The following is a 25,662-nucleotide window of genomic DNA, read 5'->3' as shown; positions in this document are numbered from 1 at the left end:
GTCTTAGCCCTCCTTTTCGATCTTGCTGAGGCTGTCGCGAAGGGCGATGCCGTATTCGTATTTGGCCGGGCAGGCGAAGCCCACGAGCCCGAGGTCTTCCTCGTCCAGTTCCAGCGCACCAAGCGCCTGTGCCTGGTCGGTGTCCATCACCAGCAGCGCGCGCAGCAGCTGCGTCGGCAGGAAGTCCTGCGGCATCAGCTCCTCGAAGGTGCCGATCGGCACCATGGCGCGGCGGCCGCCGTTGAGGTTCGAGGTCAGCGCGTAGAGCTTCTTGGTGAAGGCCGAGCCGAGCACCGGCTGCACCGCGAATTTCGACCCCATCGGGCGAATCCAGCCCATCGGAATCTGCTTCTTGTCTTCCTCGATCAGGGTGATCTGCCGCGCGTAGCGGCCAAGGAAGGCATCTGGTCCCGCGCCCATGCGGCCGCTGAGGATCGAGCCGGAGATCACCCGCACCGGTGCGGAGCCGTTCAGGTCCTCGGCGCAGAGTTCCAGCATCGAAGCCCCTGCAAGGGTGCGCACCAGCCGCGGACGGCTGCACATCGGGCCGGACAGGGCGATGATGCGCGACCCGTCGACACGGCCGGTCTCGAGCAGTTTCCCGATGGCGATCACGTCATGGTAGCCGATGGTCCAGACGGTCTTGGAGGCCGAGGGCGGCTCGAGGAAATGCATGTGCGTGCCGGCAAGGCCGGCCGGGTGCGGACCGGAGAAGCCCGCAGCGGTAATGCCGGGCAGGTCCGCACCGGGGACGTCCGCGCCGATTTCCTGGCACAGGTAGACGTTGCCCTCGGTCAGCAGCGGCAGCGCCTGCAGACCGCGGGCAAAGGCCCCGGCATCCTCGGCAATGATCGTCGCGGCGTCGCCGCTGAGCGGCTCGCTGTCCATCGCCGTCACGTAGATGGCGGCGGGGCGGGCGTCGGCGGTGGGTACCTTCGAGTAGGGACGGGTGCGGAAGGAGGTCCAGAGACCGGCGGCGCAGAGCTTCGCGGCCAGACCTTCGCCGGTGGTGGCATCGCCGACGGCAGAGAAGTCCACCGGTTCGGCAGCGCTGGGATCGACCTCGATCTCGACCGAGATCAGCACCCGGCGGGCGCCACGGTTGATCGCCTTGATTCGGCCTGAAACCGGTGCGGTGACCTGAACCTCGGGCGTGTCCTTATGGGCCAGAATCGGCGCGCCGGCGGCGATCACATCGCCCTCCTGAACCGCCAGTCTCGGCTTCAAACCGATGTAATCCTGCCCCAGAACTGCAACGGTCCGGACCGCTGCACCGTCTTCGATTCCGCCTTCGGGTGTCCCCAGCACCGGGACATCGAGACCTTTTCTCAACGTATATTGCTGCACGTCGCTTCGTCCTGTCCATTTTCCGGCAGCCTTATGCGCCGCAACGCCGCAGTTTGGAAGGGTTTGACGAGAAAGTTTCCAATTTAATGTTGAATCACCCGCCAAAACGGCTCAGAAGCCCTTTGTCTCATCGTCGACCCTACAGCTCTTGCGGAGATACCGGATGAACCCTCTTACCTTTTCTCGCCGTAGCTTCCTCGTGATGCCCTTTGCACTGGCAGCTTGCAAGAAAGGGTGGTCCGTCCTGGAGCTCACCGGGCTGACCATGGGCACGAGCTACTCGATCGCCGCCATCGACCACAGCAACAAGATCGAAAAGGCCGATCTGCAGAAGGCCGTGGACGCCAGCCTGGCGCAAGTGAACGCGCAGATGTCGAACTGGGATGCCAGCTCGGAGATCTCGCGCTTCAACGCCGCCGGCGCAACCGATCACTTCGCCGTGTCTCCGGAAGTTGCCCAAGTGATGAGCGCCGCGCATGAGATCAACGCCGCCACCGAAGGCCGCTTCGACGTCACCGTCGGCCCGCTGATCGACCTCTGGGGCTTCGGCGCCGGCAAGACCCGCAGCGACATGCCCTCCGAAGCAGAGATCGCGCAGGCGCTGGCCTGCTGCGGCCAGTCGCAGTCGGTGGCAGTCGGCAACGGCGCTTTGCAGAAAATGCGCCCCGAGGCAGAGGTGTACCTCTCGGCCATCGGCAAGGGCTTCGGCATCGACCAGGTCGCCCGCACCCTCGCCAGCTTCGGCATCACCGACTACATGGTCGAAGTCGGCGGCGATCTCTACACCGCGGGCAAGAACCCCGACGGCCAGCCCTGGCACATCGGCATCGAGACGCCGGAAGCCTTCAACCGCGGCGTCCAGCAGGTCGTGGCCGTGTCGGACATGGGCATGGCGACCTCGGGCGACTACCGCAACTTCTTCGACTTCGAAGGCAAGCGCTACTCGCACATCATCGACGCCACCACCGGCCGCCCGGTGACCCACAACACCGCCTCGGTGACCGTGATGGCCGAGAACACCATGCTGGCTGACGCCTGGGCGACTGCGCTGCTGGTGATGGGCCGCGAGCGCGGTCTCGAGATCGCAAATCAGCGTGATATGGCGGCTCTGTTCATTGATCGCTCGGGCAAGGCGGGCGACAAGGGCTTCGAGATCACCGCCAGCGACCGCTTCACCGCGCTGCAGGCCTGATCGCCAACCGCCGCACCCGCTGAAAGGGGGACGCCATGTCGACCTTCATTCTTGCTTTCGGACTGCTGATGATCGTGATGCTGGGCATGGCGCTCGGCGTCATTCTCAACGGGCGCACGATCAAGGGCAGTTGCGGCGGGCTCAACGCCATCGCGGGCGCCGACCGCTGCGTGGTCTGCAAGCAGGAAGTCGATCCCGACAGCCCCCTGCGCGACCGCCTGCACTGCCCCAAGGCGCGCAAGATGCTCGAGGACATGGAGCGCGAGGAGCGCGCGGCGACCTGAGCGGCAAGCCTCATCCAAATACGAAACGCCGGCCCTTGGGCCGGCGTTTTCGCTTTTCGCGGAAAGGTTTTTGTAGCGGGAGCCGGTCAAGCGACTGCCCTTGGGCTGGCGCTGCAACGACTGATGTCGGCACCTTATCTCGGTCAGGCCCGGACGACCTCGGATCGGCGCGCAGGCGCTTGCCCAGCGGCTTCGCCTAGTTTTCGGGCAGCTTCAGCCCCCGGTGAGCGGAGTCAGTCCCAGTACCAGCAGCACCACCGCGGCGATCAGCCCGAACACCCAGAGCTGCCAGCGCGGGCCCTCGGCCTTCCACACGCTGCGGTAGCGATACCCGGCAAGGCACGCAATCACGAAGAGCACAGTGGCGCTGGCGGGAGTCAGCGTAAGCTCGGGCAAGATTCAGACCTCAGTGATGGAATTCGTTTACTCGTGCGCTGATTGCACTAACCTGAAAGAGGTTCAAGGGAGGGTAACGCGATGCCAGCTTCATACAAACCTCATACCCGCGACGACGACGACCCGCACAAGACCCATAGTCAATCGGTCGAAACCAACCTTTCGGCGGCCGAGGCGACGGTGCGCCACGTGCTAGACAGCAAGAGCGGTGATCTCTTCTGGATCCAGCCGCAGGAAACCATCGGCAGGGCCGTCGAGGTGCTGCGCGACCAGCGCATCGGGGCGCTTCTGGTGAAGGACGCGCAGGGGGAATTGGTCGGGATCCTGTCCGAGCGCGACATCGTCCGCCGACTCGCCGACACACCGGGCCGCACCCTGCCGCAGACGGTGGCCGAGCTGATGACCTCGGAGCTCGAGACCTGCACCCCCGATGAGACGCTGGTGCGCACCCTGCGCCGGATGACCGACGGGCGCTTCCGCCACATGCCGGTTCTCGAGGACGGGCAGCTCATCGGCATGATCTCGATCGGCGACGTGGTGAACTACCGGCTGACCGCGCTGGAATACGAGGCGCTGAAGCTCAAGCAGCTCATCGTCGGCTGAGACCCGGCGGCCAATGAAAAAGGGCCGCGTCCAAGGTGGACGCGGCCCTATAGTCTCTTGGCCCTGCGCTCACTCGTCGCCCGGCACCCCGTAGGAGGGCGCCTCGCGCGGGTCGAGCGCGCGCTGCACGTAGGCCTCAAGCTGCGGCTTGTAGACCTCCCAGGCGGTGGCCACTGCCTCGATCGGGCAATCCTCGGTCCAGTCGCAGCGCAGGTCGGCGACGGGCCAGCTGACCTTGTCGACGATCTTCAGCCCCGCCGAATGCACCGGCCCTGCCTCGCCACCTGCCGCGAGCGCGCCACGCAGCGCCGCGACCAGCCGGTCGCCGATATGGCCCGTCGCCCCGAGATAGGCATCGACCATCGCCTGCGGCACGCCGTCATTGGCCAGCAGGTTGCCGCCCGAGGCGGCGTTCTCGGCCTGCGCCTGCGTCCAGATGCCCAGCGAGTTCGGCCCAGAATGAATCGCCGTGCGTCCTGCGGCATCCACCGCCAGCACCTGCCGGTACTCGATGAACTTGCCGCGCTTCTGCACTGCCGCGATGGCCTCTGGCGCTGAAAGCCCCGCTTCCATCAGATCGAGCGCCAGCGGACCCAGCGAAGGGTCCGTGACGTTCTGCGAGGCCACAGCCCCCACCCCGGCGCGCGCGAAGGAACAGCGCGCCGCGACAGCGGGCGAGGAGGACGAGATCACCAGACCGAACATGCCGGTCTCGGGGCAGCGGGCGACAAGCGAGAAGGTCATCCGGGATCAGGCCTTGTAGTCGTGCGGAATGACGGCGGTCGCCTCGATCTCGACCAGCCAGTCGGGACGCGCCAGCGCGGTCACCACGAGCCCGGTGGACACCGGGTGCACGCCCTTGATGTATTCGCCCATTGTCCGGTAGACCGCCTCGCGGTTGCGCACGTCGGTCAGGAAGACCTGCACGCGGCAGACATGCTCCATCGCGCCGCCGCATTCCTCCATCAGCTGCCGGATGTTCTGCATGACCTTGTGGGTCTGCTCGACCGGGTCGTGGCTCTCGATGTTCTTGGCATCGTCGAGGTTCTGCGGGCACTGGCCGCGCAGGAACACCATCTTGCCCTCGGCAACCACGGCCTGACACAGGTCGTTGTCGAGCTTCTGCTCGGGGTAGGTGTCCTTGGTGTTGAACTTGCGGATGCGGGTATGGGCCATCTGGCGCTCCGTTGGGGTCATTCTGCGGCCCGCGCGGTCGTCGCGCGGCGGGCCTCGTCGTCGTAAGTGCTGTAGCTGCGCTGAATCACGATCTGATCGGCGATGTAGCGGGCGTCGTGCCAGACGCCCCAGATGAAGCTCGACCCGCGGCGCGACAGCCACGGCAAGCCGAGGAAGTAGAAGCCGCGCTCGGGCGACACGCCGCGCTCATGCTGCGGTCGGCCGTTTTCATCGAGGACATCCAGATCGAGCCAGCCATAGTCGAGCGCGTAACCGGTGGCCCAGAGGATGGTTTTCACCCCGGCCTCGTCGAGGTCAAGCTCGCGCAGCGGATCGATCATGCAGTCCGGGTCCGGCAGCATCTGGCGCGCCTCGGGCTCCTCGGGCAGATCCAGCCCGTTGCGGGTCACGTAGGCGTCTGCCTGATCGAGCATCGCGAGGTAATCCGTGTCGCCCCGGCGGATATTGCGCGCAAGGTCATCTTCGAAGCTTAGCCGGCCATCGGCGTAGCTTTCGGTGCGCCCGACCAGCGTGATGCCCTCCGCCGCGAGCTGGCGGAATTCCACGGTACGGCCGCCCTGCGCGCCGCTCACCGCGATGGTCACATGCTCGGTGCCCGGCGCCGGAGCGGGAATGTCCCAGAGCCCCAGCACCCCCAGCCACCAGCAGTAGTCGCGCCCGCGATAGGTGCGCGGCGGTCGCCCGTGCGGCCCGACCGAGAGGTAGACCTTGCGCCCGGCCCGGTTCAGCTCGTCGGCGATCTGCGCGCCCGACGAGCCTGCACCGACCACCAGAACCGCCCCCTCGGGCAGCTGCTCCGGATTGCGGTAATCGGCCGAATGCAGCTGTGTCACAGGCGCGTCTTGCGGCACCACGTGCGGAATCACCGGGGTCTGGAACGGGCCGGTGGCCGAAACCACATTGCGCGCCTCGATCACACCCGCCGAGGTCTCCACCCGGAACCCCGACCGCCCCTCGAGACGCTGCACGCGGGTCGCCTCCACGCCGCAGCGGATCGGTGCGCCGAACTTCGCCGCGTAGCGTTCGAAGTAGTCTGCCATCTCGTCCTTCGCAGGGAAGGCCTCGCCGTCGCCGTCGAACTCCAGGCCGGGGAAGCGGTCGTGCCAGGCGGGGCCATTGGCGACCAGAGAATCCCAGCGGCCGGTTCGCCAGCGTTCGGCGATGCGGCTCTTCTCCAACACGATGTGGGGAACGCCCTCGCGGCCCAGATGCTCACTCATGGCAACCCCGGCCTGGCCTGCGCCGATCACAAGCGTGTCGATGGTTTCAACGGGCATGGCGAGTCCTTCTCCGGCCAAGGCGTACGCGACCTATCTACCGCAACGACAGCTTTGGGCGAATTACGAAATTCATCGCCCTTGCTTCGGGCAGGCCTAAGCCATGCCTGTGCTCGGCGCACGGGCACCCGTGCGGCAGGCAACATGTGCTAGGCTTCCAGCATGACCGGGCGAGGCCCGCCCTCGCCGAGACATGGGCGATGCGGAGGTACGGATGATCCCGAGGAAACAGAGCTTTGCCGACCGCTACCAGTCGGTGCTGGTGCCGGTGATCTTCGAGCCATGGGCGCGCGAGCTGATCGGCCGCGCCCACCCCGAGCCGGGCGAGCATGTCCTCGACCTCGGCTGCGGCACCGGCGTCGTCACGCGCGAACTGGCGCGGCAGCAGCCTGCGGTTGGCAGCCTGACAGCAGTGGACCACAGCGCCGGCATGCTGGAGGTCGCGCGGGGCGTCGCGCTCGACCATGGCCTCGAGGCGAATTGGGTAGAGGCCGATGCCGCGGCGCTGCCCTTCGAGGCGGACCGCTTCGATCTCGCCCTCTGCCAGCAGGCGCTGCAGTTCTTCCCCGACCGCCCCGCGGCGCTTCGCGACTTGCGGCGGGTGCTGAGACCCGGCGGGCGGGTCGTCGCCTGCGTCCAACGCGGTCTGGACGAGAACCCGATGCTGAAGGCGCAAGCCGCGGCGCTCGATGCCTGCGCCGGCCCCGCTGCGGGCGATGCGGTGCGCGCGATCTGCGGTCTGCCCGACGCCGACGCGCTCGAGGCTCTCTTTCTCGACGCGGGCTTCACCGAGGTCGCGGTGCTTCCGGTAACGCTGACCCTGCACCATCCCGACGCGCGCGCCTTCGCGGCAGGCGCGATGGGCGGAATGCACACCGGAGACAAGCTGTCGGCGCTGGCGGAGGACACCGCACGGCGTGCCATCGACCTCTTCCTTCAGAGGCTGGGGGATTGCTTCGACGGCACAGCCATGACCTTCCCACATGCTTCGAACGTGGTGACCGCCCGCGCCTGAGCCCTGCCCCGAACGGCAAAAGGCCCGGCATATGCCGGGCCTTCCTGACTCTGGCAGAGCCCGCGCTTCAACTAGCGGGTACGATGCCGCTCTCAACCCGCCGCGCCGCTTTCTGAGAGACGAAGGCGCAAACCAGAAGCTGGCTCATGTGGTAGATCATCACCGGCAGCACGATTGCACCGACCTGATCCGGAGCAAAGAGTGCCGTGGCGATCGGCAGGCCCGAGGCGAGGCTCTTGGTCGAGCCGCAGTAGAACAGCACCGCCCGGTCCGGATACGGCAGGCCGAAGAGCTTGCCCGCGCCAACCATCAGCAGCATGACGATGGCGAGGAAGACCAGCACCACCAGACCCAGCATGATCAGGCTCGCCGCCGGGATCTTCGACCACAGGCCCGAGACCGTACCTGCGCTGAAGGCCGAGTAGACGATCAAAAGGATCGAGCCGCGGTCGACGACCATGGTCAGAACCTTGTGCTTCTTCACGAAAGCGCCGACCCAGCGCCTTACCAGCTGACCGAGCACGAAGGGCAGCAGAATCTGCGTGCCGATCTTGATCACCGCGTCGAAGCTCACGCCGCCATCGCCCTGATGCAGCAGCAGCGCCACCAGTGCAGGGGTCAGCACCACGCCGATGATGTTCGACAGCGAGGCCGCGCAGATCGCCGCCGGGACGTTGCCTCCGGCGATGGAGGTGAAGGCAATGGAGGACTGCACCGTCGAGGGCAGCACCGCGAGGAACAGCAGCCCCAGCGTGACCATCGGGCCGAGTGCCGGCGCAAAGACCGCCGCCAACGCGAGCCCGATCAGCGGGAACATCACGTAGGTCGCGGCAAAGGTCAGCCCCTGCAGCCGCCAGTTCATCAGCCCGGCACGGACCGAACTCGGGTCGAGCTTGGCACCGTAGAGGAAGAACAGCAGCGCGACGGCCCAGAAGGTCACGTGCTTGAGCCCCACCGCAGCGACACCCTGCGCGGGCAGCAGCAATCCAAGGCCGACCGTTGCGATCAGCAGCAGCATGTAGGTGTCGATGCCGATGCGTTTTAGAAACTTCATTTCGTCTCCTGCTCCATTCCCTCTCCAGCGCGCGCGCCGCTCCCCGTGGAGGCTTGGGCGCGGAGAACCGCCGCGCCCAAGCCCAGTGTATCGGACAGGCTCAGAAGCCGGCGGCCTGGCCATCCTTACGCGGATCGGAGCCCGCCGCAAAGCCACCCTCGGGCAGGCGATGGACAAGCTGCGCCCCGCCGAAGCCGAAGGCATTGTCCGGCGCTTCGACCTGCACCTTGTGACCGAGGGTCTTCAGACCCTCCAGCAGCGCGGGTGCCATGCTCGGCTCGCAAGCGACGTCGAGCCCCTCGATCATCCGCCAGCGCGGCGCGTCGGCGGCGGTCTGCACGTCCTGGTCCCAGAGCTCGGTGCGCAGCAGCAGCTGCATGTGGCCCTGCGCCTGGATCGGACCGCCCATCATGCCGAAGGCCATGAGCGGCTGGCCGTTCTTCATGGCAAAGCCCGGGATGATCGTGTGGAACGGACGCTTGCCGCCCGCCACCTGATTGGGGTGGCCCTCTTCGGTGGTGAAGCCGAAACCGCGGTTCTGCATCGACACGCCGGTGCCCGGCACCACCACGCCCGAGCCGAAGCCCGCGTAGTTGGACTGGATGAAGCTGATCATCATGCCCGAGGCATCGGCCACGTTCAGCAGCACCGTGCCGCCGCGCTTGGGCGCGCCGGGACCGAAGTCCTGCGCCTTGTCCTCCGAGATGAGTGCCGCGCGGGACTTGAGGTACTCCGGGTCCAGCAGCGCGGTCTCGTCGACCTCGGTCATGTGGTCGCGGTCGGCGACAAAGGCGTGCAGGTCGGCATAGGCCAGCTTGATCGCCTCGATCTGCAGGTGCACGGCGGTCAGGTCATCCGGGCCATGCTCGCGGATCGAGGTGTGCTGCAGCATCCCCAGCGCCATGAGCGCGGCGATGCCCTGCCCGTTCGGCGGGATCTCGTGCAGCTCCACGTCGTCGAAGGACTGGCTGACGGTGCCGCACCAGTCGGGCTTCTGCGCCGCGAGGTCCGCCATCGTCATCGCGCCGCCGTGGGCCTTGGCAAAGGCGACGATTTCCTCGGCGATCTCGCCCTCGTAGAAGGCGCGGCCCTTGGTCTCGGCGATCGCCTTCAGCGTCCGCGCCGCACCGGGGTTGCGGAAGCGTTCACCCGCCTTCGGCGCACGGCCGCCGGGCATGAAGGTCTCGGCAAAACCGGGCTGCTTGCCCAGCGTCTCGGCTCCCTTGGCCCAGAGCGCGGCGATCACCGGCGAGACGATGAAGCCTTCTTCGGCGTAGCGGATCGCCGGCGCGAGCACGGTGGCCAGCCCCAGCTTGCCGAACCGCTCCGACAGCTCGACCCAGGCGCTGACCGCGCCGGGCACGGTCACCGCATCCCAGCCGTGCTGGACCATGCCATCGGGGAAGCGCTCGGGCGACCAGGCTGCGGGCGCGCGGCCCGAGGCGTTGAGCCCGTGCAACTGCTTGCCGTCCCAGAGGATGCAGAAGGCGTCCGAGCCGAGGCCGTTGCCCGTGGGTTCCACCACGGTCAGCGCGGCGGCGGTGGCAATCGCGGCATCCACCGCATTGCCGCCCTGCTGCAGGATGGTCAGCCCGGCCTGCGTGGCCAGCGGCTGCGAGGTCGCCACGACGTTCTCGGCCAGGACGGGCGAGCGGCGCGACGGGTAGACGGGATCATGACGCAGACGCATCGGTACTCCTCCCGGAAGTTTTTCGGTGTTTGAGGTGGCCGCGGATTGCCCAGGCAATCGAAAGCACGGCCGCGATGAGGAAGATCAGGCTGATCGGACGGGTGACGAACAGTGACGGATCGGCGTCGGTCATCAGGGCACGGCGCAGGTTTGTTTCCGCGATCGGGCCGAGGATCACCCCCAGCACCAGCGGTGCCAGCGAGTAGCCGAGCGCGCGCAGCGCATAGCCCGCCACCCCGATGAAGCCGAGCAGGTAGAGGTCGGTTACCCGGTTGTTCAGCGCGAAGGAGCCGACAACGCAGCAAACCATGACCACCGGCACGATCAGCCATTTCGGCACCTCGGCGACGCGCAGGAAGAGCCGCATCGACAGCACCGAGACCACAAGCATCATCAGCGAGGCGACGGCCATGGCGACGAACATGCCGTAAACGAGATCGGCATGGTCCATGATCAGCCGCGGGCCGACGGAAATGCCGTGCACCATCAGCGAGGCCATGAGGATAGCGTCCACCGCCGAGCCCGGGATGCCGAGCCCGATCAGCGGGATCAGGCCGCCACCGGCGGTGGCCGAGTTGCCCGCCTCAGAGGCGACGACGCCGTCCGGGTTGCCCTTGCCGAAGCTGTCCGGGTCCTTGGAGTTGCGCTTGGCCTGGTCATAGGCGACGAGGTTGGCGATCGACCCCCCTGCCCCCGGCAGCGCGCCGATCAGCACGCCGACGATGGACGAGCGGATCAGGTTCACCGGGCGCAGCAGCACCTCTTTCATCACCTTCCAGGTCTGGAAGTCGATGGCACCGGTCACCAGCGCATTGCCGGAGCGGACGGATTTCGCATCCTCGACTTCCGAGGTCAGCTGCGAGATCGCGAAGATGCCGATCAGCACCACGAGGAACGGCAGGCCGGAGACCAGCATCTCGATGCCGAAGTCGAAGCGCGGGCGGCCCATGATCGGGTCGGCGCCGACGGTCGAGATGGCGAGGCCGATGAGACCCGCCAGCATGCCGCGTATGACGCTGTCGCCGACAAGCGAGGCGACGATGGTCAGCGCAAAGACGATCAGCGAGAAATATTCCCACGGGCCGAGCTTCACCGCGAACATCGCGAGCGGCGGCGCGGCGACGATCAGCACCACGGTCGAGATGACCGTACCGAAGAACGACGCCCAGACGCCGAGCGACAGCGCCCGTCCGGGCTCGCCGCGGCGGGCCATGGGGAAGGCGTCGAATGTGGTGGCCACCGAGGAGGGCGTGCCGGGAATACCCAGCAGCGCCGCCGAGATCAGGCCGCCGGTGTAGCCGCCGACGTAGACCGAGAGCATCACCGCGATGCCCTGCAGCGGCTCCATGGTGAAGGTCAGCGGCAGCGTCAGCACGATGGCCATGGTGACGGTGAAGCCGGGGATCGCCGCGGCGACAATGCCGGCAACCGAGCCGGCGAGCATGTAGATCAGCGTGGCGAGCGTGAAGATCTGCGCGACGCCGGAGAGGAAGCTGTCCATGTCAGAGCACCCCGCGCGGCAGGAAGACGGTGAAGACCTCGGCAAAGAGCCAGTTCAGCCCGAAGGAGAAGACCGCGGCCACGATCACCGCGATCAGCAGCGTCGCGGGGCGGCGCGGCATCAGAACCAGTTCCAGCGCGAGGATGAAGAGAAAGCTGGCGATGGAGAAGCCGAGCACCGGGATCAGGATCAGGTAGACCGCCAACGCGGCCAGCGTGACGAAAACGAGGTAGCGGCGGCGCGCCCATGCGCAGGTCTGCGCGGCAAAGCGGCCGTAGGCGCCCGCGGGGATCTTCCGCAGCGCGTCGATGATGGCGATCACCGCGACCAGCGCGATGCCGGCGAAGACGATCTTTGGAAAGGCGCCCGCGCCGAGCTTCTCGAAGCGCGATGTCGGGATACCGGCCGCTGAAAGAAACAGACCGACCGAGGCGAAAAGGATCAGCACGTAGCTCAGGAGACGGGCAATCTCGCCCGCCTCCCTTGCCAGCTTCTTGTCGTAGCCGGTCTCGCTCACGGTGCGAGAACCTCGGAGAGCGACTTCACCGTCTCGTCGAGCTTGGCGAGATAGGCGCTGTAAGCCTCCTGTCCGCGGAACATGACGGCGGCGCCAGCATTGTTGGTCTGCTCGATGTAGGTCTCGTCTTTCGACAGCTCTTCAAGCGCCGCTTCCATTTTGTCGCGCGCCTCCTGCGGCGCGTCCTTGGGCATGACGATGCCGCGGGTCACCTGCAGCTCGAGGTCTGCGCCCAGTTCGGCGAAGGTCGGAACGTCCGGAGCCTCGGCGGCACGCTCGGTGGAGCCCACGGCAAGGAACTGCAGGTCGCCGTTGTCGACGAACTGCTTGGACGAGGAAATGTCGCCGATCGCCGCGTCGAGGTTGCCGCCCACGAGGGCACGCACGCGCTCGCCGGTGCCTTCGTAGCCGACGTATTGGAACTGCAGGCCATAGGCCTGTTCGATCATCGCCGCGTGCAGGTGCGGCACGCCGCCCAGGGTCACGCCCATGGTAATCTCGCCCGGGTGCGCCTTGGCGTAGGTGACGAATTCCTCGAAATCGGAATAGTCCTCGGTCGGGTGCACCACGAGGTATTGCGGCGAGGAGGTCATCAGCGCGATCGGCTCGAAGTCGTCCCACGCCAGATCGGTGATGCCGGTCTCGGTCGCGACCAGCAGGCCCTCGTGGACCTGGCTGATGGTGTAGCCATCGTTGGCGCGGCGCGAGGCTTCGCGCAGGCCGACGGTGCCGCCGACGCCGGGCATGTTGATGATCGGCATCTCGGTGCCGAGGTAGGGCGCGATGTTGCCTGCGATGAGACGCATCAGCGTGTCTGACCCGCCGCCCGGCGACCAGGGCACGATGAACTCGACCGGGTGATCGGGGTAATCCTGCGCGCTGGCAGGGGCGGCAATCATGGTGGCCGCGGCAAGAAGGGCGGCAAAGCCCGTGCGAAGTTTCATTGGGAGGCTCCCTGTGTTGAGGCCAGCGGTTTCTCCGCCGGCGTTCTGGTTGGGTAAGCCTGAAGTAACACAAGGATGAGCCACACAAAGCGCGTAATTATTGCCATTATTTTTAGTTTTGCTTACTTTGCGGCCATGGACACGCGTCAGCTTCAAACTCTTCTCGCCATCGAACAGCACGGCGGCTTCGCCGCGGCGGCGCAGGCGATCAACCTCACCGCCTCGGCGGTGAGCCAGCAGGTCTCGGCGCTGGAGGTGGAACTGGGCGTGCAGCTCTACGACCGCACCCGCCGCCCGCCGGTGCTGACCGCCAAAGGGGCCGAGATGCTGCGCTCGGCCCGGCAGATCCTGCGCATCGTCACCGAGACAAAGGCCTCGGTCACCGGCGGCGATGTCGGCGGTACGCTGGCCTTCGGCACGTTGCGCACCGGGGCGAATTCGCTGGTGCCGCAGGCGCTGGCGTCCCTGCAGCGACAGTATCCCGATCTGAATTACCGGCTGCGCATCGGCATGTCCGAGGAGCTGATGGCCGAGGTGGTCTCGGGCCAGCTCGACGCCGCGCTGGTCGCCGAACATGTGGCGGTGCCACCGAGCCTGCGCTGGACAGAGGTGCTGAGCGAGCCGCTGGTGGTGATCACCCCGCCGGGCACCGGCGGGCTGGCGATCCATGACCTGATCCGCCGCATCCCCTACATCCGCTACCGCACGCAGGTGCCGCTGGCGCGGCAGATCGACACCGAGATCGCGCGCCTCGGCGTCGCGCCGCGGCAGGTGGTCTCGGTGAACACGATGACGGCGGTGGTGGGCTGCGTGCGGGCCGGGCTGGGCTTTGCCATCATCCCCTACGTGGCGCTGCAGGACTCGATCACCGCCGCGCTCGATTGGTTTCCCTTCGGCGCCCCACCGATCCACCGCCGGCTGGGACTCGTGCAGCGCCCGACCACCAGCCGGGCCGAGGTGCTGTCAGCCTTGACCGCCGCGCTGATCGAGCATGGACGCCCGCGCGACGATCACGACTGATCAGGGTGTGATATCAGCTGCGGTCCTCGATCACCCGCGCCAGCGCCGGGTCGTCGCCGAAGAAGGGCTCCGCCGACACGCCCATGGCGTCCCACTGATCGGGCTGGACCATGAGCCGGGTGCGCAACTCGTTCTGGAACGGGCTGATCTTCCCCGAGCGCCGCGCGCGGGCCTTCAGCAGCTCGCCCTCGATCGCCGCTCCGATGTCACGGTATTCACCGCGGGCCACGAGCCCTTCCGCATAGGAAAGAATCTCGCCGCTGATGGTGACTGTCTCTGTCTTGCGCATGAACCGACCCCCCTCATACTCGCGTGGCAGCGGAACGAGTGTAGCCTGAGTCGGCCTGTGGACAATGCGCTAAGTTAATCTTGCGTTAAGACTTTTGACGAAAGTGAGACGCAAACGCCGCGCCGGATCTCCCCGGCGCGGCGTGGGCGCTTTCAACTCATCCGAGTACGCGTTCTCAGGCCCACTCGCCCTTGCGGAACACCGGCACGCGGGTGCCATCCTCGCGGATGCCGTCGATGTCCGTCTCGGCGCCGCCGATCATCCAGTCGACGTGGATCATCGAACTGTTGCCGCCCTGCGCGGCCACCTGCTCGGCGCTCAGCGACGCCCCGTCGAGGAAGCACTTCGAGTAGCACTGGCCAAGCGCGATGTGGCAGGCGGCGTTCTCGTCGAAGAGCGTGTTGTAGAACAGCAGGCCCGACTGCGAGATCGGCGAGCCGTGCGGCACCAGCGCCACCTCGCCGAGACGCGCCGCACCCTCGTCGGTGGCCAGCAGCTCCTTCAGCACCGCCTCGCCGGTCTCGGCCTTCGCCTCGACGATGCGGCCGCCCTCAAAGCGCACCTCGATGCCGTCGATCAGGCTGCCTTGATGCGACAGCGGCTTGGTCGAGCGCACCGTGCCCTCGACGCGCTGCGCGTGCGGCGTGGTGAACACCTCCTCGGTGGGGATGTTCGGATTGCACTGCACGCCGTTCTGCGCGGTGCTCGCGCCGCCGTGCCATTCGTGCCCATCCGCCAGACCGATGGTCAGGTCGGTGCCCGGCCCGGTGAAATGCAGCGCCGAGAACCGCTCGGCATTCAGCCACTCGGTGCGCGAGCGCAGCGCGGCGTTGTGCTCGGCCCAGGCGGCGACGGGATCGGCGGTGTCGACACGCGCGGCGGCAAAGATCGCCTCGGCCAGCTTCGCCTGCGCCTCGGGCTCGCTGAGCTCGGGGAACATGCGCTTGGCCCAAGCCATCCCCGGCCAGGCGCAGATCGACCAGTTGATCTTGAAGTTGGTGATCTCCTCCATCGCCGGCTTGTAGGCCTTGGAGTTCGCCTTGCCCACGCGCGACACCTTGGCGGGGTCCTGTTCGGCCAGCAGCATCGGATCCTCGCCGACGATCGCCATGCGCGCCGCGCCGTCGCCGAAGGCCTCGGCCATGCCATTGTAGAGCCAGCCTGCGGCGGCATCAAAACTGTCGTCCTGACCTTCCTCGAAACGCGCCAGAGCCACGTCGGAGTCGGACAGCAGCGGAGTCACCAGCGAGGCACCGGCACGATAGGCGGCACGGGTCACCGCGCGCACCAGCGGCAGCGCCGAGACCGGCGCCGTCAGCACGAGCTGCTGTCCGGGCTGGATGTTCACACCGGTGCGCACCGCCACTTCGGCAAGCCGGTCGATCAGCGTCGGGTCGATGGGGGTCGACGTCATGAAAAGCTCCTGAGTCTGTCTGGTTGCGGCAAAGCTGGGGCCGCGGGGTAGGACAGTCAAGCCGCCCCACGCCAGCCTGACCTCGCGTGAAAGCGCCACAGTCGGCGGTGATTTCGCCAATATAGATTGAAGATCTCCCGATTTTGGTGCTACGAGGCCCGCCATGCTTCGAAACTTCTGGCATAGGTTCATCGGCCCGGCATTCCGGCGGCCGCCGCGATTTCAGGTCGCGGCGATGTGCTTTCGCCATGCCGAGGGCCCGGACGGGCTGGAGATCCTGCTGATCACGTCGCGCGATACCGGCCGCTGGGTGCTGCCCAAGGGCTGGCCGAAGGCCGGGCTCGACTCGCCGGGCACCGCGATGGAGGAAGCCTGGGAAGAAGCCGGGGTCGTCGCTCCGGACGCGCAGACCTCCGAGATCGGCAGCTATCGCTATGACAAGCGGCTCGACAGCGGCCTGCCCATGGACACGCTTGTCTTCGTCTATGCTGCCGAGGTGACCGAGCCGCTGCGCGACGACTACCCCGAGGCCGGTCAGCGCGAACGCCGCTGGGTGCCGCCCAGCGAAGCTGCTACCATGGTCGACGAGCCCGGCCTGCAGGAGCTGCTCTCCCGGGTGCCGACCATGATGCCGCAGCACGAGACCAGCTGATCCGATGACCGAGTCCAAGCCCCGCGCGGCGCGGTCCGCGTCTCAGCACGACTCCGGTCAGGACTGGCCGACGCTGGACAAGGATCTCGGGCGCATGTCCCTGATCGAGTCCGCGGCCCTGCATACCGCCCGCCCGCTCATCGGCGTCGGGGTGTCGCTGCTGTTCGTCGCCATCGTCACCGCGATCGTCGCGCTTGCCACCGGCGAGTTGCAGGGCACGCTGATGATCGCCATCGCCGCCGCCTTCGCGGCCTATATGGCGCTCAACATCGGCGCCAACGACGTGGCCAACAACATGGGCCCGGCGGTGGGGGCCAACGCCCTGTCGATGGCCGGAGCCATCGCCATCGCCGCGCTCTGCGAGACCGCCGGAGCGCTGCTGGCCGGCGGCGAGGTCGTCTCGACCATCTCCAGCGGGATCCTCGCGCAGGGCGAGATCACCGACGGCGCGCATTTCGTGCAGGCGATGATGTCCGCCATGCTCGCCGCCGCCGTCTGGATCAACACCGCCACCGTGCTGCGTGCGCCGGTCTCCACCACCCATGCGGTGGTCGGCGGCGTCATGGGCGCCGGCATCGCCGCGGCGGGCTTCGGCACGGTGAACTGGCCTACGATGAGCGCCATCGCCGCAAGCTGGGTGATCTCGCCGATCATGGGCGGGGTGATCGCGGCCGGCGTGCTGGCCTTCATCAAGTGGAAGATCATGTACGTGCCCGACAGGATTGCGGCGGCGCGCATCTGGCTGCCGGTGCTGATCGGGGTCATGGCCGGGACCTTCGCCTGCTACCTCGCGCTGAAGGCGCTGCGGCAGGTCGTCCACCTGGACCTGCACGAGGCGGCGCTGGTCGGCTTCGGCGTCGGGCTGCTGTCGTGGCGGGTCTCGGTGCCGCTGGTGCGGCGGCGCTCGGAGGGGATGGAGAACCGCAACGCCTCGCTCAAGGTGCTGTTCCGCATGCCGCTGGTGATCTCTGCGGCGCTGCTCTCCTTTGCCCATGGTGCCAACGACGTGGCCAATGCCGTCGGACCGCTCGGCGCGATCGTTCGGGCGCTGCAATCGCGGGAAGTCGCCGCCGAGATGACGGTCATCCCCTACTGGGTGCTGATGATCGGGGCGCTCGGCATCTCCTGCGGCCTCATCTTCTTCGGGCCGCGGATGATCCGGCTCGTCGGCAGCCAGATCACCAAGCTCAACCCGATGCGCGCCTATTGCGTCGCGCTCTCGGCGGCGCTGACGGTGATCCTCGCCTCCTGGCTGGGGCTGCCCGTCAGCTCGACCCACATCGCCGTCGGCGGCGTCTTCGGCGTCGGCTTCTACCGCGAATGGTACATGGCCCGGCGCGCCCGCACCGAGGGCGCCACCCGCAGCACCAAGCTGCTGCCGATCGAGGAGCGCCAGCGCCGCAAGCTGGTGCGCCGCTCGCACCTTACGACAATCATCGCCGCCTGGCTGGTCACCGTTCCGGCCTCGGCGCTGCTGTCGGCGCTTTGCTTCCTACTCATCACCACGCTGTTCGGCTGACCTTAATCGGCGCTTTACGGACCGGGGTGCAGGGTATATAGCGCACCCTTTCCCGGCGCCCTGACTCGGTCTGACTCCTCGTACCGACATCCTTCGCCGACAGTCCTTGGAACGGATCTCAGACCTTGAAACAGACCCTCGCCGCCGCTCTGCAAGCCCGCGGATACGAAACCCTCACCCCTGTGCAGGAAGCCGTGACCGACCCGGCCATCGCCGGCGCCGACCTGCTTGTGTCCGCACAGACCGGCTCGGGCAAGACCGTGGGCTTCGGCCTCGCCATTGCCCCCGCCATCCTCGGCGACGCCGAGAGCTTCGGCGCCGCCGGCGCGCCGGAAGCGCTGATCATCGCCCCGACCCGCGAGCTGGCCCTGCAGGTCCGCCGCGAGCTGTCGTGGCTCTACGCCGAGGCGGGTGCCGTCATGGCCTCCTGCGTTGGCGGCATGGACGCGCGCACCGAGCGCCGGGCGCTCGAGCGCGGCGCGCATATCGTCGTCGCCACCCCGGGCCGTCTCTGCGACCACCTGCGCCGCGGCGCGCTGGATCTTTCGCAGGTCAAGGCCGTGGTGCTCGACGAGGCCGACGAGATGCTCGACCTCGGCTTCCGCGAAGACCTCGAGACCATTCTCGAGGCCTCCAACCCCGAGCGTCAGACGCTGCTCTTCTCGGCCACCGTCTCGCCGCAGATCGCCCAGCTGGCGCAGCGCTACCAGCGCGACTCGCAGCGCATCCAGGTGCAGGGCGGTGCCAAGCAGCACTCCGACATCGAATACCGCGCGGTGATCGTCGCCCAGGGCGACCAGGAGAACGCGATCACCAACCTGCTGCGCTTCCACGAGGCACCCAATGCCATCGTCTTCGCCAACACCCGCGCCACCGTGTCGCGCCTGGTGTCGCGCCTGACCAACCGCGGCTTCGCCGTAGTGGGTCTGTCGGGCGAGCTGAGCCAGGACGAGCGCAGCCACGCGCTGCAGGCGATGCGCGATGGCCGCGCCCGCGTCTGCGTCGCGACCGACGTCGCCGCCCGCGGCATCGACCTGCCGAACCTCGACCTTGTGGTCCACGCCGAGCTGCCGCAGAGCAACGAGGCGCTGCTGCACCGGTCGGGCCGCACCGGCCGCGCCGGGCGCAAGGGCATCTCGGCCCTGATCGTGCCGCTGCGCGACCGCAAGAAGGCAGAGCGCATCATGCGCTTCGCCAAGGTCGAGGCCGAGTGGGGTGAAGCCCCCACCGCCGACGCCGTGCTGGAACGTGACGAAGCGCGGATGCTGGCCGATCCCATGTGGACCGATCCCTCGCCCGAGAGCGATGCCGCGCTGGTGACCCAGATCACCGAGAAATACAGCGCCGAGGAAATCGCCCAGGCGATGGTGCGCCAGTGGCGCAGCCTGCGCTCGGCCCCCGAGGAGCTGCTGCCCGTGGATGCCCGCGCCGAGAAGGCGCCGCGCAGCGAGCCCTTCGGCCCGAGCCGCTGGTTCACTGTCACCGTCGGCCGTGAAGGCAATGCCAACCCGCGCTGGCTGCTGCCGAAGATCTGCCGCGCCGGCAACATCACCCGCGAGTCGCTCGGGGCCATCCGCATCGCTGACGAGCTGACCTACGTCGAGATCGCCGACAATGCGGTCGCAGGCTTCCTCGAGGCGCTCGGCCCCGACATGGAAGTGGCGCAGGGCCTGGTGATGGAAGAGGTCGACGGCCTCCCCGAGGAGCTGAAGAGCGCCCCGCGCGGCCCCAAGAAGCCCGGCGGCTTCAAGAAGGACGGCGGCTTCCGCAAGGAAGGTGGCTTCAAGAAAGAGGGCGGGTTCCGCAAGGAAGGCGGCTTCAAGAAGAAAGAGGGCTTCGGCGGACCCGGCAAGGGCGGCTTCAAGCGCAAGTCCGAGGACGGCGACTTCGACCGCCCGCGCCGCGACGGCGACAAGCCCAAGGGCAAGTTCGGTGCCAAGAAGACCTTCCGCGACACCGACGGCGCCCACAAGAAGGCCGGCCCCAAGAAGCCGCACCGCAAGGGCTGAGGCCTCGAGCTTCGATCGCTGAATGAAGAAAAGGCCGCCGGATAATCCGGCGGCCTTTTTCTTTGTCGCTCTGTTTGCTTTCGGTCCGTCCCGTGTACTGGGTTCCGCTCAGTGCGCCGCCGCCCCTGCCCCCTTCGCCGGGGGCTTCATCGCCAGCGCCATGATCGCCAGCCCCGCGAAGAGCACGGTGATCAGCAGGAAGACGTCGATGAAGGACATCACCGTCGCCTGCTCGGCGATCCGTCCGGCCATCTGCTGCAGCGCGCCGCGCTCGCCGTCGATGCCCTGCGCCGAAAGGTTCTGGCCCATCATCTCGAGCTGCCGCAGCGCCTCGGGATTGTTCCAGTTCACCGCCTCGTGGAGACGCGCCGTATGCAGCGCGCCGCGGTCGGTCAGCAATGTGTTGATCACCGCCAGCCCCACCGCGCCGCCAAGGTTGCGCATCAGGTTGTAGAGCCCCGAGGCGCTTTTCATCTTGTCCGGCGGCAGCGTGCCGAGCGCGAGGTTGTTGATCGGCACCATGCAGATCATCAACGACAGCCCGCGCAGCACCTGCGGCCAGAGCAGCTCCTGGAAGTCCCAGTCGGCAGTCATGCCCGTCAGCATCCACGACGAGATGCCGAAGCCGATGAAGCCCATCATCAGCATCAGCCGCAGGTCCATCTTGGACGAGAGGACGCCAGCCAGCGGTGCCGAGACGAACATCGCGAGCCCCGAGACAAACACCGTCTCGCCGGTCATCAGGCTGTCATAGCCACGGATCGAGCTCAGGTAGAGCGGGTAGAGATAGGTCATCCCGTAGAGCCCGATGCCCATCACGAAGCTGAACAGCGAGCCGACCGCAAAGTTGGTGTCGCGGAAGGCCGAGAAATCCACCACCGGGTTCTTCAGCGTGAAGGCCCGCCAGAAGGTGACGATGCCGCCCACCACCATGACCACGAAGAGCACGGCGACGATCTCGTCCTGAAACCAGTCGTTGCCCGGACCTTCTTCCAGCACGTATTCCATCGCACCGAGAAAGCAGGCCAGCGCCCCGAGACCGATCCAGTCGAAGCTGTCGAAGAGCTTCCAGTCGGGCTTGTCGAAATCGACCAGTGTCAGCACGCCAACGGTCACTGCAATGCCCGCGGGCACGTTGACGATGAACAGCCAGTGCCAGCTCATCGCATGGCTGAGATAGCCCCCGACCGTCGGCCCGACGGTCGGCGCGAGCGTCGCGACAAGCCCGATCAGCGGCGAGACGATCGCCCGCTTCGACGGCGGGAAGAGCGTGAAGGCCGCGGCAAAGACCGAGGGGATCATGCCGCCGCCCAGAAAGCCCTGCACCGCGCGCCACAGGATCATCTCGTTGATCGAGCCGGAGGTGGCGCACATGAAGGAGGCGGCGGTGAAGCCCGCTGCCGAGACCGCAAAGAGATAGCGCGTCGACATCATCCGCCCGAGCAGGCCCGAGAGCGGGATCATGATCACCTCGGCGATCAGGTAGGAGGTCTGCACCCAGCTGATCTCGTCCGAGGACGCTCCGAGACCGGCCTGGATCTCCGGCAGCGAAGCCGAGACGATCTGGATGTCGAGGATCGCCATGAACATGCCGAAGACCATGACGAAAAACGCCGCGACCCTGCGCGGCGTAAGTTCGGGCTCTGCGGCCGGTGTTTGGGCTGCGGTGCTCATTTCGAGACCTCCGCCAGCTCCGTGCCCTCGGGCGCGGTGCGCTCGTCGATCTCGACCACCACCGACAGGCCCGCACGCAGGCCGGGCGTGCCCTCGGGCAGCTCGATGCGCACCGGCACCCGCTGCACGATCTTTGTAAAGTTGCCGGTGGCGTTGTCCGCCGGCAGAAGCGAGAAGACCGAGCCCGTGGCCGGCGCGACCGAGACCACGCGGCCCTCGACCTCATGGCCTTCCATGGCGTCGATGCTGATCTTGGCGGTCTCGCCCGGGAGGATTCCGGCCAGCTGGGTTTCCTTGAAGTTCGCCTCGACGTAGAGCCCGTGATCCGGGACCACGGCAGCGAGCCGCGCGCCGATGCTGACCAGCTCGCCCTCTTCGATGGCGATATTCGCAACGGTGCCATCAAACGGCGCGCGCAGCACGGTGTGATCGAGGTCGCGCTGCGCCTGCGCGATGTCCAGCTCCATCTCGCGGCGGCTCGACTCGGTCTCGGCCCGCTCGGCCTTCAGCACCTCGACCTGCGCCTCGGCGCCCTTGATAGCGGCGGCGGCAGCGGCGCGGTTGGCCTTGGCCGTCTCGAGCGCCTCGGTGGCATCGTCGAGATCGGCCTGCGAGGTCACTTTGCGCGCGGCCAGCCCCTGCGCCCGGGTCAGCGCAGTCTGCGCGCTGCGCAGCGCGGCCTCGGCGGCGGAGAGCTCGGCCTCGGATTGCGTCACCGTTGCCTGCGCCGCGGCGGTCTGCGCGTCGATCCGCGACAGGGTGCGTTCCAGCGTCGGCAGCTGCGCCTGCGCCTGTTCCAGCGCGATGCGATAATCGCCATCCTCGATCCGAACCAGCACCTCACCCTTGCTCACGTGCTGGTTCGCCTGCACCGGGATCTCCTCCACATATCCCTGCAGCTTCGACGACACGAGCGAGAGATCCGCCTGAACATAGGCGTCATCGGTCTCGATCATGTAGCGCCCGGTCGTCCACCAGCCGTAACCCTCGTATCCGCCCGCGAGCAGCGCAAGAAGCGCGATCCCGCCAAGGATGCGCTTCTTGCGGCCGCTCTTGGGCGGCGTCTCCGCGGTTTCGTGAGTGGTGGCTTGCGGAGCCGTCGCGGGGCGGGTCTCGGGATCGGTGGGTTCGATGCGGTCGTGGCGGGACATGGAGGTCACCTTCGGGTGTCGAATGCAAATGGGAGGAGGGATTCGCTGATCGAACCGCTCGGTTCGACTGGACATAGGCGGGTGCCGCTGCGAAATCAAGACTTCATCGAACCGCACGGTTCGATTATATGAGCGTCATGAAACTCGACACACTCACGGAGCGGGCCAAGGCCTGCGCGCAGAAGCGCCGCCATGCTGCGGGCGAAGACCCTGAAAAACGCCGTCAAATCCTCGACGGCGCATGGCAGGTCTTTGTCGATCAGGGATTCGACGCCGCCTCGATGAACAGCATCTGCAAGGCGGCCGGCGTCTCGAAGGGCACGCTCTACGTCTACTTCGAGAACAAGGAGGATCTCTTCGTCGCGCTGGTCGAGGAGAAACGGAAGGATTTCTTCGACGGAATCTTCGCGCGGCTGGCCGAGGCGGGCACGATCGAGGAGCGGCTGCTGGCCTATGCCATGGGTCTGTCGACGCAGCTCAACTCCGAAGACGTGATCCGCGCGCAGCGCATCGTCATCAGCGTCGTCGAGCGGATGCCCGAACTGGGCACGCGCTTTTACGATGCGGGGGCCAAGCACTTCCTGACCTGTCTGCAGGACTTCCTGCGGCGCGAAACTGAAGCGGGCAACCTGAACGTGACCGATCCCGAGCTGGCGGCGGGCCAGTTCGTCGAGCTGTCGACGACGCTGACGTGGCGCCCGCGACTCTTCGGTCGCCGCCCCGATGCGCCCACCGAGGAAGAGATCGCCCGTGTCGCGAAGGACGCGGTGCGGGTCTTCATGGCCGCCTACAAGACATAAGGCGCCCCGAGGGGCGCCTTTGGTTCGAAGCGGATTGCGCTTCAGCCTGCGCGGGTGAGCATCCCGAAGAGATCACGGGGGTCATCCGGATCGGCCAGCAGGTCAAGCTGTTCACAGAACTGCCCGTTTGCCACCAGCGCGTGCACGTAGCGCAGCGCCGAGAAATCCTCGATGGCAAAGCCCACGGAATCGAACAGCGTGATCTGCTTGGCATCGCGCCGGCCGGCCACCTCGCCGCGCATCACCTGCCAGAGCTCGGTCACCGGATGGTCGTCTTCGAGCTGCTGGATCTCGCCCTCGATGCGGGTCTGCTCGGGGTATTCGACAAAGATGTCCGAGCGCAGCAGGATGTCGCGATGCAGCTCGGTCTTGCCCGGGCAGTCACCGCCGATGGCGTTGATGTGCACGCCGCTGCCGACCATGTTGTCGGTCAGGATCGTCGCGTACTGCTTGTCCGCGGTGCAGGTGGTGATCACCTGCGCCCCCTCGACCGCCGCTTCCGGGCTCGAGCAGCGCACAACGTCAAAGCCCTGCGCCTTGAGGTTGCGCTCGGCCTTGTCGGTCGCCGCAGGATCGACGTCGTAGAGCCGCAGCCTCTTGATCCCGCAAAGCGCGCGGAAGGCCATGGCCTGAAACTCGCATTGCGCGCCGTTGCCGATCATCGCCATGACCTCGGCGCCCTCGGGCGCGAGGTACTTGCCAACCAGCGCCGAGGTGGCGGCGGTGCGCAGCGCCGTCAGCAGCGTCATCTCGGTCAGCAGGATCGGGTAGCCATTGGCCACCGAAGACAGCACGCCGAAGGCGGTCACGGTCTGGTAGCCCTCGCGCATGTTCTTGGGGTGGCCGTTGACGTATTTGAAGCCGTAGTTCTCGGCGTCCGCAGTCGGCATCAGCTCGATGACCCCGTCGCGCGAGTGGCTGGCGACGCGCGGCGTCTTGTCGAACTCGGGCCAGCGCTTGAAGTCGGCCTCGATCTCCGAGGCAAGCCCGGTGAGAAAGGCTTCGACGCCATGGGCGTGCACGAGCTTCATCATGTTGTCGACCGACACGAAGGGCACAAATGCCAGTGCCGAGGGTTTCAGGTCGGAAGGGTTCACGGCCATCATCAGAAGCTCCGGGTCATACGGTCGAGCACGCGGCGGCCGAAAAGGCTCGCCGTCAGGTCGCACAGCAGTTTCGCCGTGCGCCCGCGCTCATCGAGGAAGGGGTTAAGTTCGACGAGGTCGAGCGAGCGCACCAGCCCGGAGTCCCCGAGGGTCTCCATGATCAGATGCGCCTCGCGGAAGGTCGCGCCGCCGGGCACGGTGGTGCCCACGGCGGGGGCGATGCCGGGCTCGAGGAAATCGACGTCGAAGCTGACGTGCAGCAGGCCATTGGCGGCGCGCACCTTCTCGAGGAAGGTCTTCAGCGGGGCCAGCACGCCGGTCTCGTCGATCGCGCGCATGTCGTGCACCTCGATCCCCTGCTCCGAGATCAGCTTGTGCTCGGCCCGGTCGACCGAGCGGATGCCCATCATGCAGATGTTCTGGGTCGGCACGGCGGCGGCGAGCGGCGGGTAGGCGTCATTGCCCGGCTGGCCGGTGAAGTAGTTCACCGGGGTGCCATGCAGGTTGCCGCTGGTGGTGGTTTCCAGCGAGTGCAGGTCCGGATGCGCGTCGAGCCAGAGCACGAAGAGCGGACGCCCCTGCCCCTGCGCGTAGCGTGCCATCCCGGCGACGGTGCCGGCGCTCATCGAATGATCGCCGCCCATGAAGATCGGCAGATCGTGCGCCTTGGCCGCGTCAAACGCTGCGGCTTCCAGCACCTCGATCCAGGCGATGGTTTCGGCAAGGTTGTGGATCGCCGCGTTGTGGTGTCCCCGCGGGGACAGCGCCGGGATGCTCAGGTCGCCAAGGTCGCTCACCTGCCAGTCGAGCTCGGACAGGATCGGCTCGAGCCCGGCGGTGCGCAGCGCGGCGGGGCCCATCAGGCAGCCCGGTTGCGACGCGCCGGTCTGGATCGGGGCGCCGAGAAGGGAACAGGTTCTGGGCATGGTCTCTCCGTTATGCTTGCACGCATGATGCCGCGAGTTGCTGACAAATGTGATCGTCAATGTGATCAAAACGCATTAGTATCTA

At 67.1% G+C, this 25,662-nt stretch carries 25 protein-coding genes; 9 read left to right on the top strand and 16 right to left on the bottom strand.

Annotation, left to right across the window (positions count from 1 at the left end):
- Positions 1 to 3: 3 nt before the first annotated feature.
- The gene (locus BM397_RS08790) at positions 4 to 1,347 is read right to left on the bottom strand and encodes a Na(+)-translocating NADH-quinone reductase subunit A (RefSeq protein ID WP_092423005.1); all 1,344 of its coding nucleotides are present in this window, start codon (positions 1,345 to 1,347) and stop codon (positions 4 to 6) included.
- Positions 1,348 to 1,510: 163 nt separating this feature from the next.
- On the opposite strand from BM397_RS08790, the gene BM397_RS08785 reads away from it, so the two are divergent.
- Entirely contained in the window at positions 1,511 to 2,539 is a 1,029-nt protein-coding gene (locus BM397_RS08785) for an FAD:protein FMN transferase (protein ID WP_245696024.1), read from the top strand.
- 35 nt (positions 2,540 to 2,574) lie between these two features.
- The gene (gene nqrM / locus BM397_RS08780) at positions 2,575 to 2,823 is read left to right on the top strand and encodes a (Na+)-NQR maturation NqrM (protein WP_092423003.1); all 249 of its coding nucleotides are present in this window, start codon (positions 2,575 to 2,577) and stop codon (positions 2,821 to 2,823) included.
- Positions 2,824 to 3,036: 213 nt separating this feature from the next.
- On the opposite strand, the gene BM397_RS08775 is transcribed toward nqrM, so the two are convergent.
- Positions 3,037 to 3,219: a hypothetical protein gene (locus BM397_RS08775; RefSeq protein WP_092423001.1), complete on the bottom strand. Its 183-nt coding sequence runs from the start codon at positions 3,217 to 3,219 to the stop codon at positions 3,037 to 3,039.
- An 81-nt stretch (positions 3,220 to 3,300) separates the two neighbouring features.
- Here BM397_RS08775 and BM397_RS08770 point away from each other — a divergent pair, with 81 nt between their 5' ends.
- Positions 3,301 to 3,822: a CBS domain-containing protein gene (locus BM397_RS08770; protein WP_092422999.1), complete on the top strand. Its 522-nt coding sequence runs from the start codon at positions 3,301 to 3,303 to the stop codon at positions 3,820 to 3,822.
- Between the two features lie 69 nt (positions 3,823 to 3,891).
- On the opposite strand, the gene BM397_RS08765 is transcribed toward BM397_RS08770, so the two are convergent.
- The 3 genes from BM397_RS08765 to BM397_RS08755 are packed head-to-tail and all read right to left on the bottom strand — an operon-like array spanning position 3,892 to position 6,296.
- Positions 3,892 to 4,566: a DUF1028 domain-containing protein gene (locus BM397_RS08765; protein WP_092422997.1), complete on the bottom strand. Its 675-nt coding sequence runs from the start codon at positions 4,564 to 4,566 to the stop codon at positions 3,892 to 3,894.
- Between the two features lie 6 nt (positions 4,567 to 4,572).
- Positions 4,573 to 4,998, bottom strand: a complete 426-nt coding sequence (locus BM397_RS08760; protein WP_092422995.1) for a RidA family protein — start codon at positions 4,996 to 4,998, stop codon at positions 4,573 to 4,575.
- A gap of 17 nt (positions 4,999 to 5,015) precedes the next feature.
- Positions 5,016 to 6,296: a flavin-containing monooxygenase gene (locus BM397_RS08755; RefSeq protein ID WP_092422993.1), complete on the bottom strand. Its 1,281-nt coding sequence runs from the start codon at positions 6,294 to 6,296 to the stop codon at positions 5,016 to 5,018.
- A 214-nt stretch (positions 6,297 to 6,510) separates the two neighbouring features.
- On the opposite strand from BM397_RS08755, the gene BM397_RS08750 reads away from it, so the two are divergent.
- On the top strand, positions 6,511 to 7,311 hold the full coding sequence (locus BM397_RS08750) for a methyltransferase domain-containing protein (RefSeq protein ID WP_176806563.1): 801 nt from the start codon (positions 6,511 to 6,513) through the stop codon (positions 7,309 to 7,311).
- 67 nt (positions 7,312 to 7,378) lie between these two features.
- On the opposite strand, the gene BM397_RS08745 is transcribed toward BM397_RS08750, so the two are convergent.
- The 5 genes from BM397_RS08745 to BM397_RS08725 all read right to left on the bottom strand — a co-directional run bounded on the left by BM397_RS08745 (position 7,379) and on the right by BM397_RS08725 (position 13,017).
- Positions 7,379 to 8,365, bottom strand: coding sequence for a bile acid:sodium symporter family protein (locus tag BM397_RS08745; protein ID WP_092422990.1), 987 nt, complete (start codon positions 8,363 to 8,365; stop codon positions 7,379 to 7,381).
- A gap of 100 nt (positions 8,366 to 8,465) precedes the next feature.
- Positions 8,466 to 10,055 (bottom strand): gamma-glutamyltransferase family protein, encoded by a 1,590-nt coding sequence (locus BM397_RS08740; RefSeq protein WP_092567381.1) that lies wholly within the window; start codon positions 10,053 to 10,055, stop codon positions 8,466 to 8,468.
- Positions 10,039 to 11,556, bottom strand: coding sequence for a tripartite tricarboxylate transporter permease (locus BM397_RS08735; RefSeq protein ID WP_092422988.1), 1,518 nt, complete (start codon positions 11,554 to 11,556; stop codon positions 10,039 to 10,041). Before BM397_RS08735 ends, BM397_RS08740 begins: the two co-directional genes overlap by 17 nt.
- 1 nt (position 11,557) lies before the next feature.
- A complete protein-coding gene (locus BM397_RS08730; RefSeq protein ID WP_092422986.1) occupies positions 11,558 to 12,073 on the bottom strand; it encodes a tripartite tricarboxylate transporter TctB family protein in 516 nt (171 codons plus the stop codon).
- A complete protein-coding gene (locus BM397_RS08725) occupies positions 12,070 to 13,017 on the bottom strand; it encodes a Bug family tripartite tricarboxylate transporter substrate binding protein (RefSeq protein ID WP_092422984.1) in 948 nt (315 codons plus the stop codon). The genes BM397_RS08730 and BM397_RS08725 overlap by 4 nt, the downstream gene beginning before the upstream one ends.
- Positions 13,018 to 13,152: 135 nt before the next feature.
- Here BM397_RS08725 and BM397_RS08720 point away from each other — a divergent pair, with 135 nt between their 5' ends.
- A complete protein-coding gene (locus BM397_RS08720) occupies positions 13,153 to 14,037 on the top strand; it encodes a LysR substrate-binding domain-containing protein (RefSeq protein WP_092422982.1) in 885 nt (294 codons plus the stop codon).
- A 13-nt stretch (positions 14,038 to 14,050) separates the two neighbouring features.
- On the opposite strand, the gene BM397_RS08715 is transcribed toward BM397_RS08720, so the two are convergent.
- On the bottom strand, positions 14,051 to 14,326 hold the full coding sequence (locus tag BM397_RS08715) for a hypothetical protein (protein WP_092422980.1): 276 nt from the start codon (positions 14,324 to 14,326) through the stop codon (positions 14,051 to 14,053).
- A gap of 175 nt (positions 14,327 to 14,501) precedes the next feature.
- Positions 14,502 to 15,740, bottom strand: coding sequence for an aminopeptidase (locus BM397_RS08710; protein ID WP_092422978.1), 1,239 nt, complete (start codon positions 15,738 to 15,740; stop codon positions 14,502 to 14,504).
- A 235-nt stretch (positions 15,741 to 15,975) separates the two neighbouring features.
- On the opposite strand from BM397_RS08710, the gene BM397_RS08705 reads away from it, so the two are divergent.
- The 3 genes from BM397_RS08705 to BM397_RS08695 all read left to right on the top strand — a co-directional run bounded on the left by BM397_RS08705 (position 15,976) and on the right by BM397_RS08695 (position 19,920).
- Positions 15,976 to 16,392: an NUDIX hydrolase gene (locus BM397_RS08705; RefSeq protein ID WP_342707610.1), complete on the top strand. Its 417-nt coding sequence runs from the start codon at positions 15,976 to 15,978 to the stop codon at positions 16,390 to 16,392.
- Positions 16,393 to 16,396: 4 nt separating this feature from the next.
- A complete protein-coding gene (locus tag BM397_RS08700) occupies positions 16,397 to 17,911 on the top strand; it encodes an inorganic phosphate transporter (RefSeq protein ID WP_092422974.1) in 1,515 nt (504 codons plus the stop codon).
- Between the two features lie 125 nt (positions 17,912 to 18,036).
- Positions 18,037 to 19,920 (top strand): DEAD/DEAH box helicase, encoded by a 1,884-nt coding sequence (locus BM397_RS08695; RefSeq protein ID WP_092422972.1) that lies wholly within the window; start codon positions 18,037 to 18,039, stop codon positions 19,918 to 19,920.
- 108 nt (positions 19,921 to 20,028) lie between these two features.
- On the opposite strand, the gene BM397_RS08690 is transcribed toward BM397_RS08695, so the two are convergent.
- Both BM397_RS08690 and BM397_RS08685 read right to left on the bottom strand, forming a co-directional pair.
- Positions 20,029 to 21,594, bottom strand: coding sequence for a DHA2 family efflux MFS transporter permease subunit (locus BM397_RS08690; protein ID WP_092422970.1), 1,566 nt, complete (start codon positions 21,592 to 21,594; stop codon positions 20,029 to 20,031).
- A complete protein-coding gene (locus tag BM397_RS08685; RefSeq protein ID WP_092422968.1) occupies positions 21,591 to 22,745 on the bottom strand; it encodes an HlyD family secretion protein in 1,155 nt (384 codons plus the stop codon). Before BM397_RS08685 ends, BM397_RS08690 begins: the two co-directional genes overlap by 4 nt.
- Positions 22,746 to 22,882: 137 nt before the next feature.
- Here BM397_RS08685 and BM397_RS08680 point away from each other — a divergent pair, with 137 nt between their 5' ends.
- On the top strand, positions 22,883 to 23,545 hold the full coding sequence (locus tag BM397_RS08680) for a TetR/AcrR family transcriptional regulator (RefSeq protein ID WP_092423273.1): 663 nt from the start codon (positions 22,883 to 22,885) through the stop codon (positions 23,543 to 23,545).
- Between the two features lie 41 nt (positions 23,546 to 23,586).
- Here BM397_RS08680 and ocd read toward each other — a convergent pair whose 3' ends face one another.
- Both ocd and rocF read right to left on the bottom strand, forming a co-directional pair.
- Positions 23,587 to 24,651, bottom strand: coding sequence for an ornithine cyclodeaminase (gene ocd, locus BM397_RS08675; protein WP_425425924.1), 1,065 nt, complete (start codon positions 24,649 to 24,651; stop codon positions 23,587 to 23,589).
- Entirely contained in the window at positions 24,651 to 25,577 is a 927-nt protein-coding gene (rocF, locus tag BM397_RS08670; protein WP_092422966.1) for an arginase, read from the bottom strand. The genes ocd and rocF overlap by 1 nt, the downstream gene beginning before the upstream one ends.
- Positions 25,578 to 25,662 lie beyond the last annotated feature (85 nt).

It is taken from the genome of Alloyangia pacifica, assembly GCF_900116195.1.
Classification (GTDB): Bacteria; Pseudomonadota; Alphaproteobacteria; order Rhodobacterales; family Rhodobacteraceae; genus Salipiger; species Salipiger pacificus.
This window is presented reverse-complemented; position numbering and strand designations above follow the sequence as displayed.